At 65.4% G+C, this 16,437-nt stretch carries 17 protein-coding genes; 11 read left to right on the top strand and 6 right to left on the bottom strand.

The window, feature by feature from the left end; all coding sequences use genetic code 11:
- Positions 1–20: 20 nt before the first annotated feature.
- Positions 21–983, top strand: coding sequence for an ornithine cyclodeaminase family protein (locus ACM9LZ_RS19395; protein WP_416621164.1), 963 nt, complete (start codon positions 21–23; stop codon positions 981–983).
- Positions 980–3,088, top strand: coding sequence for an amidohydrolase family protein (locus tag ACM9LZ_RS19390; protein WP_416621163.1), 2,109 nt, complete (start codon positions 980–982; stop codon positions 3,086–3,088). Before ACM9LZ_RS19395 ends, ACM9LZ_RS19390 begins: the two co-directional genes overlap by 4 nt.
- 25 nt (positions 3,089–3,113) lie before the next feature.
- Here ACM9LZ_RS19390 and ACM9LZ_RS19385 read toward each other — a convergent pair whose 3' ends face one another.
- The 4 genes from ACM9LZ_RS19385 to ACM9LZ_RS19370 all read right to left on the bottom strand — a co-directional run bounded on the left by ACM9LZ_RS19385 (position 3,114) and on the right by ACM9LZ_RS19370 (position 6,590).
- On the bottom strand, positions 3,114–3,974 hold the full coding sequence (locus ACM9LZ_RS19385) for an HpcH/HpaI aldolase/citrate lyase family protein (protein WP_416621162.1): 861 nt from the start codon (positions 3,972–3,974) through the stop codon (positions 3,114–3,116).
- A complete protein-coding gene (locus ACM9LZ_RS19380) occupies positions 3,971–4,846 on the bottom strand; it encodes an HTD2 family dehydratase (RefSeq protein WP_416621161.1) in 876 nt (291 codons plus the stop codon). The genes ACM9LZ_RS19385 and ACM9LZ_RS19380 overlap by 4 nt, the downstream gene beginning before the upstream one ends.
- Before the next feature lie 161 nt (positions 4,847–5,007).
- Positions 5,008–5,361: a hypothetical protein gene (locus tag ACM9LZ_RS19375; RefSeq protein WP_416621160.1), complete on the bottom strand. Its 354-nt coding sequence runs from the start codon at positions 5,359–5,361 to the stop codon at positions 5,008–5,010.
- Positions 5,361–6,590: a class I SAM-dependent methyltransferase gene (locus ACM9LZ_RS19370; protein WP_416621159.1), complete on the bottom strand. Its 1,230-nt coding sequence runs from the start codon at positions 6,588–6,590 to the stop codon at positions 5,361–5,363. Before ACM9LZ_RS19370 ends, ACM9LZ_RS19375 begins: the two co-directional genes overlap by 1 nt.
- Positions 6,591–6,853: 263 nt before the next feature.
- Here ACM9LZ_RS19370 and ACM9LZ_RS19365 point away from each other — a divergent pair, with 263 nt between their 5' ends.
- Positions 6,854–7,540: a hypothetical protein gene (locus tag ACM9LZ_RS19365; protein ID WP_416621158.1), complete on the top strand. Its 687-nt coding sequence runs from the start codon at positions 6,854–6,856 to the stop codon at positions 7,538–7,540.
- 45 nt (positions 7,541–7,585) lie between these two features.
- Entirely contained in the window at positions 7,586–8,482 is an 897-nt protein-coding gene (locus tag ACM9LZ_RS19360) for a LysR family transcriptional regulator (RefSeq protein ID WP_416621157.1), read from the top strand.
- Between the two features lie 69 nt (positions 8,483–8,551).
- Here the strand turns inward: ACM9LZ_RS19360 and ACM9LZ_RS19355 are convergent, their stop codons facing one another.
- Both ACM9LZ_RS19355 and ACM9LZ_RS19350 read right to left on the bottom strand, forming a co-directional pair.
- The gene (locus ACM9LZ_RS19355) at positions 8,552–8,953 is read right to left on the bottom strand and encodes a YciI family protein (RefSeq protein WP_416621156.1); all 402 of its coding nucleotides are present in this window, start codon (positions 8,951–8,953) and stop codon (positions 8,552–8,554) included.
- Positions 8,954–8,961: 8 nt separating this feature from the next.
- A complete protein-coding gene (locus ACM9LZ_RS19350; protein WP_416621155.1) occupies positions 8,962–9,984 on the bottom strand; it encodes an NADP-dependent oxidoreductase in 1,023 nt (340 codons plus the stop codon).
- A gap of 113 nt (positions 9,985–10,097) precedes the next feature.
- Here ACM9LZ_RS19350 and ACM9LZ_RS19345 point away from each other — a divergent pair, with 113 nt between their 5' ends.
- The 7 genes from ACM9LZ_RS19345 (at position 10,098) to ACM9LZ_RS19315 (ending at position 16,179) form a co-directional block, all read left to right on the top strand.
- Positions 10,098–10,409, top strand: coding sequence for a hypothetical protein (locus ACM9LZ_RS19345; RefSeq protein ID WP_416621154.1), 312 nt, complete (start codon positions 10,098–10,100; stop codon positions 10,407–10,409).
- Positions 10,410–10,421: 12 nt separating this feature from the next.
- Positions 10,422–11,267 (top strand): SDR family NAD(P)-dependent oxidoreductase, encoded by an 846-nt coding sequence (locus ACM9LZ_RS19340; protein ID WP_416621153.1) that lies wholly within the window; start codon positions 10,422–10,424, stop codon positions 11,265–11,267.
- Between the two features lie 205 nt (positions 11,268–11,472).
- On the top strand, positions 11,473–12,360 hold the full coding sequence (locus ACM9LZ_RS19335) for a polysaccharide deacetylase family protein (protein ID WP_416621152.1): 888 nt from the start codon (positions 11,473–11,475) through the stop codon (positions 12,358–12,360).
- A 153-nt stretch (positions 12,361–12,513) separates the two neighbouring features.
- Entirely contained in the window at positions 12,514–13,488 is a 975-nt protein-coding gene (locus tag ACM9LZ_RS19330) for an alpha/beta hydrolase fold domain-containing protein (protein WP_416621151.1), read from the top strand.
- Positions 13,489–13,604: 116 nt separating this feature from the next.
- Positions 13,605–14,420, top strand: coding sequence for an HpcH/HpaI aldolase/citrate lyase family protein (locus ACM9LZ_RS19325; RefSeq protein WP_416621150.1), 816 nt, complete (start codon positions 13,605–13,607; stop codon positions 14,418–14,420).
- A 7-nt stretch (positions 14,421–14,427) separates the two neighbouring features.
- On the top strand, positions 14,428–14,961 hold the full coding sequence (locus ACM9LZ_RS19320) for a MaoC family dehydratase (RefSeq protein ID WP_416621149.1): 534 nt from the start codon (positions 14,428–14,430) through the stop codon (positions 14,959–14,961).
- A 21-nt stretch (positions 14,962–14,982) separates the two neighbouring features.
- Positions 14,983–16,179: an acyl-CoA dehydrogenase family protein gene (locus ACM9LZ_RS19315; RefSeq protein ID WP_416621148.1), complete on the top strand. Its 1,197-nt coding sequence runs from the start codon at positions 14,983–14,985 to the stop codon at positions 16,177–16,179.
- Positions 16,180–16,437 lie beyond the last annotated feature (258 nt).

The raw sequence follows: 16,437 nt of genomic DNA, 5'->3' as shown, positions 1-16,437 counted from the left end.
TGATGCAGGAGGGATCGACCATGGAAGGCAGCGGACTGATCACGCTGGATGCGGCGGCCGTCAGGGCGGGGCTGGATTATCCCGGCTGCATCGGCATGGTGCGAGAGGCCATGAAAACCCTGTCGGCCGGTGTGACGCTGCAATTACCGCGCAGCATCATCGACCTGGGCGGCGGGCGGCTGTTCGGGCAGATGCCGGGGGCGCTGGCCGGTGACGACCTGTTCGGTGCCAAGCTGGTCAGCGTGTTTCCCGAGCCCGAAAGACCGTCCATCCGCCGGCATCGCGGTCTGGTCGTGCTGTTCGACCCCGTCGATGGCCGGCCCGTCTGCGTCGCGGATGCCGAGGAAATCACCCATATCCGCACGGCAGCCGCCACGGCGGTGGCCACCGATGCGCTGGCCCGGCGCGATGTGCGCAACCTGTTGCTGATCGGCACGGGCAGCCAGACCAGGACCCACCTGAAGGCGTTGCCGCTGGTCCGCGATTTCCAGCATATCCTGATCTGGGGACGCGACACGGAAAAGGCGGCCGGCTTGGCGGCCGATGCCGCCCGGCAGGGCCTGCCGGTCTCCGCCGTCACCGATCTTCCATCCGCGGTGGCCGATGCGGAGGTCATCTGCACCCTGACCGGGGCCAGCCAGCCCGTGCTGCTGGGGGAATGGTTGCGGCCGGGCGTTCATGTCAATCTGGTCGGGTCCAGCGTGCCCGGCCCCGTGGAGGTGGATGGCGAACTGGTCCGCCGCTGCCGCTACATTGTCGACAGCCGTGCCAACGCGCTGGTGGCCGCCGCGGAATTCCTGGCCGCCCGGCAGGCCGGGCTGGTCGATGACCAACATATCGTGGCCGAGATCGGCGAGGTGCTGCTGGGTCGTGTCACGGGCCGGCGCGACGATACCGACATCACCGCCTACAAGTCGCTGGGCCATGCCGTGCAGGATCTGGCCGCGGCCGCCCACCTATACCGGAGATCCCTGGAAAGATGACGTTTCCCCTGCTGCGCGCGGGCCTGCTGGCCGGCACCATCCTTGCCGGTCTGGCCCTGACCCTTCCGGCCGCTGCCGGCATCGAGCGCCTGAGCGTTATTGCCGGCGGGGAGAAGGTCGGGTTCGTCGAGGCGGTGATCGACGGTGACAGCGTCACCATCCGTCATGACGTGAAGAATAACGGGCGCGGCCCGACCATGGCCGAAACGCTGGTCCTGGACCCGGCCACGGGGCTGCCGCAGCAGTGGGTATTGTCCGGCACCTCCACCTTCGGCAGCCCTGTGACCGAACGGTTCACCCGCGACGGGACGGGGGCCGCCTGGGCGGATTCCATGGGGCAGGGAAGGGCGGCCGGCCATGACCGGCCGCTTTATGTGGGCCAGTATGCCAGCCCCTGGGCCCTGGGTCTCTATGCCCGCGCGCTGCTGCGCGATGGCGACCGGCGCATTCCCACCCTGCCGGCCGGTGAGTTGAGCCTGGAGGAACTGGGCAAGGTCGATGCCGGCAAGGTCAGCTACGACGCCTATCTCATCAAGGGTATCGACCTGGAGCCGTCCATCGTGCTTCTGGACGGTGATGGCGGGCTGTTCGCCGAGATATCGGCCGGCGGGGTGGTGGTGCGCGAAGGGCACGAGGATACGGCCGACACACTGCGCCATGCCGCCGAGCGCATCGAGGCCGATCGTCATGTCTCCCTTCAACAACGGCTGGCCCATCGTTTCGACCAGCCGGTACGCATCCGCGACGTGCGCATTTTCCAGCCGGAGACGGGAACGCTGTCGGACCCGGTTTCCGTCGTGACCTTCCGCAACCGCATCGCCGCGGTACAGCCGCTGGACACTCCCGCGACGCCGGGCGAGGTGCTGGTGGAAGGGGAAGGCGGCACCCTGATGCCGGGGCTGCACGACATGCATGCCCATGTCAGCCTGCAATCGGCCCTGCTTTACGTCGCCGCCGGCGTCACCAGTGTGCGTGACATGGGCAATGGCAACGACGTGCTGCTGAACCTGACCGACCAGATCGAGGCCGGCCGCGTGGCGGGTCCGCGCATTGTGCGCAACGGCTTCATCGAAGGTCGCAGCCCCTATTCCGCGCGCAACGGTATCGTGGCCGACAGCCAGATGGCGGCGCTGGACGCGGTACGCTGGTACGCCGCCCGAGGCTACCGACAGATCAAGATCTACAATTCCGTGAACCCCGAATGGGTCCCGGTCATGGCTGAGGAGGCGCACAGGCTGGGGATGGGCGTGACCGGGCACATTCCGGCCTTCACCAATGCCGATGCCATGATCAGGGCCGGCTATGACGAGGTGACGCATGTCAACCAGGTTATGCTGGGCTGGGTGCTGAAACCGGACGAGGATACGCGCACCCCGCTGCGCCTGACGGCCATGGCGCGTACGGGCGGGCTGGACCTGGACGGGCCGGCCGTGCGACGCACGCTGGCATCCATGGTGGAGAGGGGCGTCGCCCATGACCCCACGGCCGTGACGCTGGAATTGCTGATGCTGAGCCGCAACCGGGTGGCCTGTCCCTGCGTGGCCGACTATATCGACCATCTGCCCATCGGCCTGCAGCGCCGCCGCATGAATGCCATCGCCCCCATCCGGGATGCGGCGGACGATGCCGCCTATCAGGCCGGATTCCGCAAGGTGCTGGAGGTGCTGAAGCTGTTCCATGACAGTGGCATCCGGCTGTTGCCGGGCACTGACGACCATACGGGCCTGTCACTGCACCGGGAGCTGGAACTCTATGCCAAGGCTGGCATCCCGGTTGCCGAGGTGTTGCGGCTGGGAACCCTGGGACCGGCCGAATATCTGGGGCGCGACCAGCAGCTTGGCAGCATCGCCAGGGACAAGCTGGCCGATTTCTTCCTGGTGGACGGCAACCCGCTGGAGGAACTGGGCGCCATCCGTCGCATCCGCATGGTGGTGAAGGACGGCGTCGTCTATTACCCGGCGGAGATTTATGATGCCGTGGGCATCCGGCCCTTCGCGCCGCCGCCCCGTGTCACCGTGCCCGACGGGCCGGGGCGGCGGGCCGATGCGCTTCAGGCGCCGCCGCACGACCATGCACATGAATACGGGGTGCAGACCGCTTATTGACCGGCGGTTGCCGCAAGACCGGTGCCTATCCTGCGCGCAGCAGGATGCGGCGGGCGCGTTCCACAACGGGCAGGTCGATCATGGCGCCGTCCAGGGCCGTGACACCCTGCCCCGTGGCGGCGGCCTGTTCCCATCGGATCAGGATGGCCCGCGCGGCATCGATCTGGGCTGAACTGGGCCTGAAACTCTCGTTCAGCACGGCGATTTGCGCCGGATGGATGCACAGGGCACCGGCCAGCCCCATGGCCCGTGCCCGCCGCGCGCCCGCGCAATAGGCTTCCAGATCCTGGAACCCGGCCAGGGAGATGGGCAGGCCCCAGGCCGGCAGGTCATGGGCTGCGGCAGCCAGGGCCACCTGGCGGCATGGCAATTCCAACACTTCCGGCGTCGGTTCCACGGCCAGGGCGGCGGCGAAATCCTCCCCCCCGAAGGCCAGCCCGGCCAGCCGGGGTGCGTCGGCGATTTCCGCCAGCCGGGCCAGCCCCAGCGGCGTTTCGATAAGCGGCACCAGACTGATGCCGCCGACCGGCAGGCCGGCATCGGCCTCCCCTTCCGCCAGCATGTCGGCCAGGACCGAAAGCCGGGCCACATCTTCCGCCTTGGGCACCATCACGGCGGCCACACCGGGCAGGATGGCGGCGGCGAGGTCCGGCACCGCTGCCCGCCAAGCGGCGTTGATGCGGACCAGCACGGCCACGTCCTGGGCGGCCAGGGCCGGGACGTGGCGGGCAAGCCCGGCCCGCGCCATTTCCTTGCCCCCCGGCGGCACCCCGTCCTCCAGATCGATGATCACGGCGTCGGCGCCGCGTGTCGCCGCCCTGGCCAGCTTGGCCGGTGCGTCGCCGGGCACGAACAGCAGGGAACGCCAGTTCGCGGCCCGCATCATGCCACCTCCAGCTCGGCCTGCATGGCGACGCCGCCTTGCATGTCCGCCGTCCATAGCAGGCAGGGGCCCGCCGCCGGCCGGGTCAGGCAAAGCTCGAACGGATCGGTATCGAACAATGGGGCCCGGCCCCGGAAATCGAACCGCGCCACCGTGGCACCGGGCACGCTGCGCCGGAAATGGTCGATCAGCAGCACGGCCTGATAGGGTCCATGGACCACGAGACCCGGATAGGCTTCGACATCGCGGGCATAGTCGCGGTCGTAATGGATGCGATGGCCGTTGAAGGTCAGGGCGGAAAAACGGAACAGCCGTACCGGATCGGCCGTCAGGCGCCGTTTGGCATCCGGTGTCTGTGCCGCCGGCAGGCGGCGCACCGGCGCCGGACCGGCGGAGGGGTCGGCGGCCACGCGATAGACGATGTCATGTTCTTCGGAGACGGCCGACCGGCCATCGGCGCTTACCTCATGCTGCACCGTCACGAAGACCAGGGGGCCTTCCTTGCCCTGCTTGGTCGTCACCGACAGGATCGTGGATACCCGTTCCAGCATCGCGCCCAGCGGGATGGGCGCCTGGAAGCGCAGGCGGCCGCCGGCCCACATGCGGCGCGGCAATGGCACAGGCGGCAGGAAGCCGCCCTTTCGCGGGTGCCCGTCCTCCCCGATGCCGGCCTGGGCCACAGAGGGTAGGAAATAGAGCCAATGGCCCAGAGGCGGCAATGTGTCTGCCGGTGCCCCTTCATGGTCCAGCAACGCCTCCAGCCCCCGCAAGGGGGCTTCCGTGGCGATGTCGGTCTGCCGTTCAGTGCGTCCGATCCAGTCGGCGTAATCGGTGATGCCGTTGGCCGGATGGCCTGGCGCGTCGCTGTTTGTCATGAGGTGCCCGGACAGCCAGAAGATTGGGGCCGGAATAGTAGGCGCGCCGGATGCCATGCGTCCAAGATAGAGTGGGGGCAATCACCATGCCGGAAAGGTATGGGCCGAAATATGGAAGCCACCGGCCATGGGTGATGGCCGATAGCATCCATATCCGGCCTTTACTGCGCCAGTTCCTCGCCGATGGCTTCGCTGGTCTCATCCCTGACGGACAGGGCTTCGGCCTCCTGCTGCACGACACGCAGCACGCGGGCGATGAATTCCTGGTTCCAAAGGCCGCGCTCCGCCGCCTGCGCCTTGGAGGGAACGAAGGTGTCGATCTCCTCCCCGGTCACGATGCCCTTCGCCGCCAGAAGCCGTTCCAGCGTGTCCAGCCGCTGGCGGGTGACCGCCAGTTCGCCGGCCAGCGTCATGGCGATGGCCATGGCGCGTTCGGCCTCCCAATTGTCCAGGAATTGCGGGCGCTTGCCCGTGGGTTTGGCCGATGCGCCGGCCAGGGCCTGTTGGATCGACATCACGCAACCTCCTTGCGGGCACCCACGACGTGCCATGCGGCCTTGCGGCCATAATCCTCGCCATTGTCATCGGCGGCATCGGGGAAGACGGACTTGTCCACCACGGCCGTCACGCCGCCATGGATCAGGTTTTCCTTGGCAAAGCCGGCCTGCACTATCCAGGCATTCAGGTCCGCCTCGTGCATCTTGGTCCAGAACGGCTCGGCATTATAGAAGGCGTCCCAGTCACGCATCGCCTGTTCGAACAGCGGCATTTCCGGGGAATATTGCGGCTGTTCGACATGCAGCACGATGCCGCCCGGCGCCAGCAGCCGATGCGTCTCGTTGAAGATGCGCTGCATGGAACCATAGCTGGTTTCGTGCAGGAACATGGTCGTCTGCACCCAGTCGAAGCTGCCATCGGCGAACTGCGGCAGGTTCTCGACATTGGCCTGCACGAAACGCACATTCTCCACGCCCAGGCTTTTGGCACGGGCCAGACCATAGCGGAGCATGGGCGCGCCGACATCGACGCCGATCACCTCGGCTTCGGGGAAGGCCTGGGCCAGGGGCAGCACGTTGTGGCCAAGCCCGCAGCCCATATCCAGGATGCGCTTGGGCTTGAAGTCCGGCAGGTTGCGTGCCACCCAGCGGGCTACGGCCTGACCGCCGCCATCAGACCATTGCCCCAGCATGCCGCCGGTGGTGGCGAACAGGCCGCTGTCGTAATTGGCGGCATTGGCCACGTCGCCGGGCCCATATTCGGTGTGGTAGCTGCCCGGCATGCAATGATGGTCGATGGCAGCCACATAGCGCGGCAGTTCCAGCGACGGGTCCAGTTGCAGGCGCGGATCACCATCGGTCAGGGCGGCGGCGCGTGCGGCCAGTTCCTCGCGCTGACGCAGTGCCACCCATCGGCCGGCCTGCTGGCGCATTTCCATGGTGTTGCGGCGAAGCGCCGACCAGACCTGCCAGTACGGGTCCTGGACCAGGGCGCGGCGCACGTCGTGGCGGTTCTTGAAATCCCGGCCGGGCGCGATCCGCGCCTCGAACGCCGCCTTCACGGCCGGCATCACGCGGCCGGCCAGATGGCGGTTCATATGGGCCAGGAAATTGAACCGCTCGATCTCGTCATGCGTCATTTCCGGGAAGATGCCGTGCCGGCCGACGACGCGGTAGTCGGGAGGGCCATCATAGGCCGCCACCAACGCCCCCTCGCGATCATCCACGGGCTTGCCAGAGCCATCCATGATCAACCTCCACCATTCTTGGAACAGGCGACATTGCCGTTTCGACAGGAAGCTTAGGGCCGGTCTCGCCAGCGTGTCCCACACCCAGTTGTCATTCAGCACAAATCATATTTGTGTGTGTGGTCCCTGTTCCAGCCATAACCCTGTTATTTGTCCGGACATATTGACCTGTGTCAATGATTGTCTTTCCGCTTCCCGTCATTGTGCGGCGGGCTGGGCCGGATGGTTCCGGCCGGCACCAGGACAGACAAGGGGAAGGGGTTATGGAATTTCTGGGCATGTATCTGGATGAGCATCTGATGCTGCGCTGGGCGCACATCATCGCCATGGCCTATTGGCTGGGCGGGGAATGGGGCGTGTTCAACGCTTCGCGTGCGTTGACCAATCCGGCGCTGTCGCTGGCCGAACGCAAGCGGCATATGGAAACCGCCTACCGCATCGACGTGCTGCCGCGCACGGGGATCGTGCTGCTGTTGCCGCTGGGTCTGCATCTGGGCCACAACATGGGCGTACAGCCGTTGGGCGGCGGCTGGCTGGTTGGCATGTGGATTTTCACTGCGGCCTGGGTCGCGCTTGTGCTGACGGCATTCTTCAAGCGCAAGTCGCCCGTCTATATGCTGCTGACCAAGACGGACGAGGCCATCCGCTATGTCGTGATCCCCGCGCTGTTCTGCGTGGGTGTCTACAGCCTAGTCACGGGCGGGCCGTTCGTGGCGGGCTGGTACGCGGCCAAGGCGACCATTTTTTCCGGCCTGCTGATCATCGGGCTGCTGCTGCGCTATATCATGCGGGACTGGATCGTCATCTTCAACCGGTTGGAAGCCCAGGGCGGTTCCCCCGACCTGGAAGCCAAGCTGGATAGCGCGCTCGCCTTTGGCCGCAAGCTGGCTTACGTCTATTGGGGTGGCATCATCACCATGGCCTTCCTGGGCACGGTGAAGCCGTTCTGACCCCCGGGGCCGGCCCCGCCGGGGCCGGCCAATGGAAACGGACCCATGGAACTGCGTGATCTGGAATATTTCCTGGCGGTCGTCGATACCGGCAGCCTGACACTGGCCGCCCGCCAGAAGGGGTTGAGCCAGCAGGCCCTTTCCAAAAGCCTGGCCCGGCTGGAGGACGAACTGGGCGTCATGCTGCTGGAACGCACGCCCAAGGGCGTGCGGCTGACGCGCATGGGGGATGCGCTGCTGATCCGCGCACGCTCGATCCTGGGAGAGATGGGGCAGTTCCGCCGGGACCTGGATGTGGCGCTGGGGCGCAGCAGCACCCAACTGGCGCTGGGTGTCAGCCCCGCGGCGGCGGCTGGCATCGGGCGGCATGCCATTCCGCGCCTGCAGCGGCTGTTTCCGCGCCTGCACCTGCGGGTGGAAGCGGGGGTGGAGCCGACCTTCATGCGCATGCTGCTGGCCGGAGACATCGACCTTGCCCTGACGACCAGCGCTTCGGCCAGTGATCCGCAGATTGCAACCACGGTGCTGGGCCATGAACGCTGGGTCGTGGCCGGCCGGCAGGACCACCCGTTGCTGTCCAGGGCAGAAGGGCTGGCGGACCTGACGGGTGGTGACTGGATCTATGGTCCGATGCCGGACGGGCTGGACGCCCGCATCGACCGTTATTTCGAGGAAAAGGGCGTGGCACCCATCAAGCCGCGTATCACCTCATCATCCATCCTGTTCGGCCTGTCCATCCTGGCGGGGACGGACCTGCTGGCCTTCCTGCCCCGATCCATGGTGGTGGGTGCAACGGGGTTGATGGGCCGGGACCTGGCGGAAGGGGCCTGGACCACACCGCTGATCGTCATGCGCCGCCGCCGTGCCGCGCCTTCCACCTTCGAGACCAGCCTGATCGAGATCTTGACGGAAGAAGCACGCCGTCCCGGCCTGGGGCTGTAACGCAAGGGGCCGGGGCCCGCGCAAAAGGCGGACCCCGGCCCCTGTTTCGCCCGATGTGACGGGTCGACCTCAGCGGGATGCGGTCCCGGCGGGCTGTACCGATTTCAACCGGGCGGCATCGGTCCAGATGCGGCCGCCGATGGCCGTGCCGATGGCGACGACGGCGGGCACGATCTCCACCCGGCCATAAAGGCCGGAACGGAAATAGGGATCGCCATTCATCAGGGCTTCCGCATCGGCCTTGTCCTTGGCCCGGACCAGGAACATGGACCCGACAAAGCCCTGGCCGTCGTCGGTGCGCATCGGCCCGGCGCTGACATAGCGGGTCCAGTTGGCTTCCGTGTGGGACAGATGGCCTTCCATGAAATCGTCCCGCAGCTTCAATGCCTGGGCGGTGTCGGCGATATCATAGGCCAGAACCAGGAAGGTGGGGCTTTCCAGGCGGGGCACGACGGGGGGGATGTTGCTCATCTTCTCGCTCACGGATTGAGGACCATCTTGCCGAAATTGCCGCCGGCCATCAGGCGCACCAGGGCTTCCGGTGCGGCGGCAAGACCGTTCACCGGCTCCTCCCGCACGATGATCTGGCCGTCACGGACCAGCGGGGCGACGCGGCGCCGGAACGTGTCGATCTCATGCCAGTAATCGTAAACCACCAGCCCTTCCATATGGGCGCGGAACTTGATGATCGGCACCAGGTTGGGGCCGGGCAGGGGGGTGGCGGCCTTGTACTGTTCCATCATGCCAACCAGCACGATGCGCGCGCCCATGGCCAGATGGGCCATCACGCCTTCCAGGATGCGGCCGCCCACACCGTCATAATAGCAGTCGATCCCGTTCGGGCAGGCCTTGGCCAGATTGGCGGCCCAGTCCGGATCGCGGTGATCGATGCACTCATCAAAGCCCAGCGTCTCCTTGGCGAAGGCGCATTTCTGCGGGCCGCCGGCAATGCCGACGACGCGGGCACCCATGCGCTTGGCCAACTGCCCCGCTGTGGCACCGACCGGGCCGGTGGCGGCGGAAACGACGAACGTGTCACCGGGGATGGGCTTCAGCACGCGCACCGTGCCGGCCCAGGCCGTCAGGCCGGGCATGCCCAGCACACCCAGCAGCGCGGTGGCAGGAACGCCGTCCAGCAGGTCGATCTTCTGGGCCGCCAGGCTGAGCGGGCCCTGCGGCACGCCGGCGGCCGGCACATCGGCCACCACATATTCCTGCCAGCCGGCACGGCACAGCACCCGGTCACCGGGGACGAGGCTGGCATGCCTGCTTTCCACCACGGTGCCCACCGATTCACCCGGCACCACCGCTTCCACCGCAACCGCACCGGACATGTGACGGCCCCGCAGGGCGCTGGCGATATAGGGATCAAGCGAGACGTGATCGACCTTGATCAGGACCTGGTCGGGGCCGGGGCTGGGGCGGGCAACCTCTTCCAGCCGGAAATCCTCGATCACAGGCGACGTCCCCACGGGACGGGCCAGGACGATGCGCTTGTTCATGCGTTGGGGTCCTTCGATTGAGCGCGACAAACCGCTTGTAATTGGTATAATGATATATCATCCATTCTACGCAAGCACATTATCCATCATTCTTCGACAGGCGGAGGAAACTTATGGCAACGCGCATCATCGCCCTGTTCAACCTGAAGCCCGGCATCGATCAGGCCGCTTACGAGGAATGGGCGCGCAGCGTCGATCTTCCCACCGTCAATGGCCTGGCTTCCATCCAGGAATTCACGGTCTTCAAGTCGCTGGCCCTGCTGGGCAGTGATGCGGCCCCGCCCTACCAGTATGTCGAGATCATCGATGTGGCCGACATGGACCAGTTCGGCAAGGATATCGCGGCGGAAGCCATGCAGCAAATCTCTGCCCAGTTTCAGGGCATGGCCGATGTCACCTTCATCCTGACCGACAAGCTGGGCTGAGGAGCGCGCGACATGGGCAACACCAAGCGTTTCGCCGGCAAGGTCGCGGTCGTCACCGGGTCCGGCCGCCGCAAGGGGCTGGGCGAGGCCATTGCCCGCCGGCTGGCGGCTGAGGGGGCATCCGTCGTGCTGTCGGATATCGGCCGGTCCGCAGATGCGGCCACGCCGGACAGCATGATCGGCGGCCTGTCGGAGATGCAGGCCCTGGCGGCAGAGATCGCCGCTGATACCGGATCGCGGGTGGAGACCTTCACCTGTGACGTGCGCGACCTTGCCTCCATGCGGGCCATGGCGGCCTTCGCGGTGGAGACGCTGGGCGGCCTGGATATCTGGGTCAATAATGCCGGCATCGGCTATATCATGAAGCCGCTGTTGGAACTGGAAGCCAGCGAATGGCAGGCGGTGATTGATGTGAACCTGACCGGGTGCTTCAACGGCATCAAGGCGGCGGCGGAAATCATGGTCCCGGCAGCCAAGGGCGGGCGCATCATCAATATCGCCAGCCAGGCGGCCAAGTCGGGCTTTCCGTTCGCGGCCGGCTATTGTTCCTCCAAGCATGGGCTGGTCGGTCTGGTGCGTTCCACGGCGATTGAGCTGGGGCGCCATCAGATCACGGTCAACAATGTCTGCCCCAACCATGTGACGACGGGACTGGGCGCCTGGCAGAATGAATATTTCAGCCAGAAGCTGGGCCTGTCGCTGGATACCTATCTGGAAAGCATGAAGGGCCGCATCCCCATGGGCCGGCCCGGCTTGCCGGAAGATACCGCCGGTGCGGTGGCCTTCCTCTGCTCTGACGATGCCCGCTATATCACGGCGGAAAGCATGAATGTGTCGGGCGGGGAAGAGCCGCATTGAGGCACCCTTGGGCTGTATCCGCCAGATTGCAGCTTGAGCGTCACGTATAACCTGCTTTCCCCGGATAGGGTTTGAGTTGTCAGATTTAGGTTGGATCACCCCTACCGTCACCCCGGCCTGCGCCGGGGTGACGCTAGTCAGGGTCGCGTCCAATTCTATTAGAACTCAAGACTCTGATTGCACCCTTGCACCATTGAGGTCACCCATGCCCGCACCCGCCGATTTCACCTGGCCCAACGGGGCGAAACTGGCCCTTTCCATCGTCGTGAATGTGGAAGAAGGGGCCGAGCAGAATATCCGCGACGGCGATAAGGGGCCGGAGCCGGTGGACGAGCTTTCCGTCCATGTCGCCAAGCCCATTCGCATGCATGGCAATGAAAGCAATTACCAGTATGGCATCAAGGCCGGTGCCCCGCGTGTGATGCGGCTGCTGAAGGAATATGGCGTGGAAGCCACCTTCACCGCAGCCGCCGTGGCGCTGGAGCGGGCGCCGCATCTGGCGGCGGAGATCGTGGAACAGGGGCACGAGATCTGCTGCCACGGCCACCGCTGGACGCACCAGTTCTGGATGAAGGAAGACCGGGAGCGGCAGTTCATCCGTGACGGCTGGCAGTCCATCGAGAAGACCACCGGCACCCGGCCCCAGGGCTGGCTGTCCCGCTATCTGCACACGGAAGCCACCCGCCGCCTGCTGGCGGAAGAGGGCTATTCCTATCACATGGATGATTATTCCGACGATTTCCCGTTCTGGGATCATGTCCCGATGAGCGATGGCACGACCAAGCCCATGGTCATCATGCCCTATGCCATCGACAGCAACGATATGAAGTTCTGGCTGTCCCCATCCCTGACCCCGCGCGACTGGGCGCAATATGCCATCGACAGTTTCGACTGGCTGTATCGTGAGGCCCAGACCGAGGGCGCGCGGATGATGAGCCTGGGTCTGCATCTGCGCATCATCGGCCGCCCTGGCCGCATCGGTGCGTTCCAGACCTTCCTGGATCATGTGAAGCGCCGCCCGGATGTCTGGGTGACCAGCCGGGCCAATATCGCAAAGGCCTTCGCCGACGCCGTGCCCGCCACGGCGGGTTGAGGCGGATATCCGGTTTTATCCGTCAGGCGGGCATGGATGCCGGTCCACGGGGACGGGGGCCGGCATCCGGCGGAATGATGGGCACAGGGGTGGGGGGCTTCCGAGGAGGTGGCCTTACCGACCCCTTTCCCCTCATCAAAAAGGCCATGCCCCATGCGCAAATCCTTCCTGGCCACGACCCTCTGGCTTGCGATGTCTATCGTTGTCCCGCAGGCTTTCGCCGAACGGCCGATCACGGCGGAGGTTGGCAGCGGCTGGAGCCAGGCCGACAGGCTGCCAAAGGTGCGGGTCGGCTATCCCGACGGCGTTGTCGCCGTGCCGGACCTGACCTATTCGACCATCGTCGGTTACCGGCCGTTGAAGCTGGATGTCTATTTCAAGCCTGGCACCAGCGACCGGCCGCTGATCGTCTATGTCCATGGCGGCGGTTGGGCCCTGGGCAATTCGCGCGGGCTGGCCGCCTTTGCCAACTTTCCCGCCGTTCTGGCTGATCTTGCCGCGCGGGGCTATGTGGTCGCCGCCGTCAATTACCGGCTGAAGGCCGAGGCACCCTATCCCGCCCAGGCGCAGGACGTGGATGCGGCTATCCGCTGGCTGCGTGACAATGCCGGACAGTATGGCATCGATCCCGCCCGCGTCGGCGTGTTCGGTGACAGCGCCGGCGGCCATCTGGCGGCCATGGCCGCCGTGGATTGCGACCGGAGCGTGCCGTTGGAGAAGGGCGACTGCGTGCAGGCCGCCGTGCCCTGGTATGGCATCTATGATTTCACCGTGACCGACCGGCCCCGCCCGCCAGAGGATTTCAAGCCGATCTATGATTTCCTGGGCTGCAAGGATGCCGGGGATTGCGTGGAGGAAATCCACGCTGTCAGCCCGATCAACTATGTGGACGCCCAGACCCCACCCATCCTGTTGCTGCATGGCGAGGTGGATCAGGCCGTCCCCCTGATCCAGGCGCAGGTGATGCTGAAGAAGCTGAAGGATGCCGGGGTTGACGGTCGGCTGATCGAATATCCCGGCGCCAATCATGGCTGGATGTCGGCCACGCCGGAGGCAACCCGCGACACCCATCTGAAGGCGCTGCAGGCGACGGTGGGTTTCTTCGACGAGGTGCTGGGTGACCGGTGACGGGGAAGAGGTGGGGGCGCCCGGCCCCCTTCCTGATCCCTCTGCCGAGATGCAGGGCTCTTGACCGGGGGACTTTTTGCCCTATTATGTCCGGACAAATAGAGGTGGGGATGAGCATGGCGGAGCGGTCGTTGTTGTTTGTGCCGGGATCGCGTCCGGAACGGTTCGGCAAGGCGTTGGCGGCCGGCGCCGACATCGTCTGTATCGATCTTGAGGATTCGGTGGCGCCCGAAGGCAAGGCGGCGGCGCGTGCGGCGGCCATCGCCTTCATCGCCGAACAGGGCGCGCCGTCCGGCCTTTGGCTGCGTATCAATCCGGTCCGCAGCAAGGTGGGCCTGGCCGATCTGCTGGCCGTGCTGGACAGTTCCGTGGCGCCCGCCACACTGATGCTCCCCAAGCTGACCGACGCTGCCGATCTGGCGTTGCTGGATGAGGTGATCGGCGACCGTGACATCACGCTGGTTCCGCTGATCGAAACGGCGGCCGGCCTGCGCAATGCCGCCGCCATCGCCACGGCCCGCCGCGTTCGTGCCCTGCTGTTCGGTGCTGTCGATCTGTCGGCGGAACTGGGCTGCACCCTGGATTGGGAACCGCTGCTGCATGCACGTGCCACGCTTGTGGCTGCCGCTGCCGAGGGCGGTGTCGGGCTTTTCGACGTGCCGCATATCGATGTGGCGGACGCCGATGGTTTGCGGGCTGGTACACTCCGGGCCAAGGCCTTGGGCTTCACGGGCCGCGCCTGCATCCACCCGGCGCAGGTCGATGCGGTGAACACTGTTTTCACGCCGACGGAGGCGGAGATCGCCCGCGCCCGTCGCGTGCTGGAAGCCTTTGAGCAAGCCGGTGGGGGGGTCGCCCTGCTGGATGGAAAACTGATCGAAATTCCCGTGGTGCGGGCGGCCCGGCGCGTGCTGGGCGTTGCAGCGGGTTGATGAAGGGATGGAAGAGAAAATGGTGCAGAACTGGAAGGAAGTCGGCCCGAACCGCTATCGCGAGACGTTCGGCCGCTATTTCGAAGATTTCAATGTCGGCGACATCTATGAGCATCGCCCGGCCAAGACCGTCACCGAATATGACAACCACCTGTTCACGCTGCTGACGCTGAACACGCACCCGATGCATTTCGATGCGGAGTTCGCCAAGGCATCCGAGTTCAAGCAGAATCTGGTGGTCAGCCCCTATACGCTGGCGCTGCTGATCGGCATGAGCGTGACGGACGTGTCCCAGAAGGCGATTGCCAATCTGGGCATGGATGAGGTGAAGTTCACCGCCCCTGTCTTTGCCGGCGACACGCTGTATGGCGAAAGCGAAGTGCTGGCCAAGCGCGCGTCGGAAAAGCGGCCCAACCAGGGCATCGTCACCATCCGCACCATTGGCAAGAACCAGAACGGCGTTACCGTCTGCTCGTTCAAGCGCAACATGCTGATCCCGTTCCGCGGCCACGCCGTGGAAGACCGGGTTGAAAATTACTGATCCAGCAAGGGGATTAGAACCATGACCACGCCCCATCCCGGCATCCATCCCGATGATGAAGCCGCCATCCTGGACAGCGTCGAGCGCTGGCTGGCCCGCGAAGTCCGCCCCGTGGCGGAAAAGCTGGAACATGACGACATCTACCCGATCCAGCTGGTCGAGCAGATGAAGGAACTGGGCCTGTTCGGTGCCACCATCAGCCCGGAATATGGCGGGCTGGGGCTGCCGGCATCGACATATACCCGCATCGTGGCCCTGATCTCTGAAACCTGGATGTCGCTGACCGGCATCTTCAACAGCCATATCATGATGGCGACGGTGGTGGAGAAGTTCGGCACCGAGGCCCAGAAGGAATATTGGCTGCCGAAATTCTGCGCCGGTGAAATCCGGGGCGGTCTGGGCCTGACGGAAGCCGATGCCGGCACCGACCTGCAGGCCATCCGCACCCGCGCCACCCGCACCGATCGCGGCACCTATGTCATCAACGGCACCAAGACCTGGATTTCCAACGGGATCGAGGGTGGGGCCGTGGCGCTGCTGGTCAAGACAGACCCAGATGCCCAGCCGCGCCATCGCGGCATGTCCATGATGATCGCGCCCAAGATCGACCCGGACAATGGCAAGCGCTATGAAGGCTTCCGCACCGGCAAGAAGCTGGAGAAGCTGGGCTATAAGGGCATCGACAGTGCCGAGCTGATCTTCGAGGATTACGAGCTGGATGCCGAACGCCATCTGGTGGGCGGGATTGAGGGCAAGGGCTTCCTGATGGCCGTCGGCGGCCTGGAACTGGGCCGCATCAATGTCGCGTCGCGCGCCGTTGGCATTGCCCGTCGTGCGTTGAAGGAAAGCGTGGCCTATGCCCAGACGCGCAAGACTTTCGGCAAGCCGATCGGGGAGCATCAGGCCATCCAGTTGAAGCTGGGTGAGATGGCCACCAAGGTCCGCGCTGCCGAACTGCTGGTCCAGGATGCCGCTGCTGCCTATGACCGTGGCGACCGCTGCGATATGGAAGCCGGCATGGCCAAGTATTTCGCGTCTGAGACGGGCGTGGAAGTGACCTTGGAAGCGATGCGCATCTTTGGCGGTTACGGCTATTCCAAGGAATATCCGATTGAGCGCCTGTATCGCGACGCGCCCCTGATGTGCATCGGCGAAGGCACCAACGAGATGCAGCGTATCATCATCGCCAAGCAGATGATTGCGCGCAATCCGGTGTAATACCAAGGGGCATGGACAATGCCCCTTGGTATCCGCGCCGACCGGCGCAGCGGCGGCTCGTGCCGCCGAAGCCTTTGATCTCGATGGCGTCGAGATCAAAGGCACAGGGTATAAGGGGTGGGATTTTTCCCCCTCCTTTAACACCGTCACCCCGGCGAAGGCCGGGGTCCAGTTCGTAAAGCGAGACGCCTGTGACCCTGGATCCCGGTCTTCGCCGGGGTGACGGTGGGAGAATGGGAGCATCGCGCCCGCCTTGAG

Origin of the sequence: Niveispirillum fermenti (genome assembly GCF_048066175.1) — a bacterium.
GTDB classification, from domain to species: Bacteria; Pseudomonadota; Alphaproteobacteria; order Azospirillales; family Azospirillaceae; genus Niveispirillum; species Niveispirillum fermenti.
Note: the sequence above shows the minus strand (reverse complement) of the source record. Positions and strands in the feature narration are given on the sequence as shown.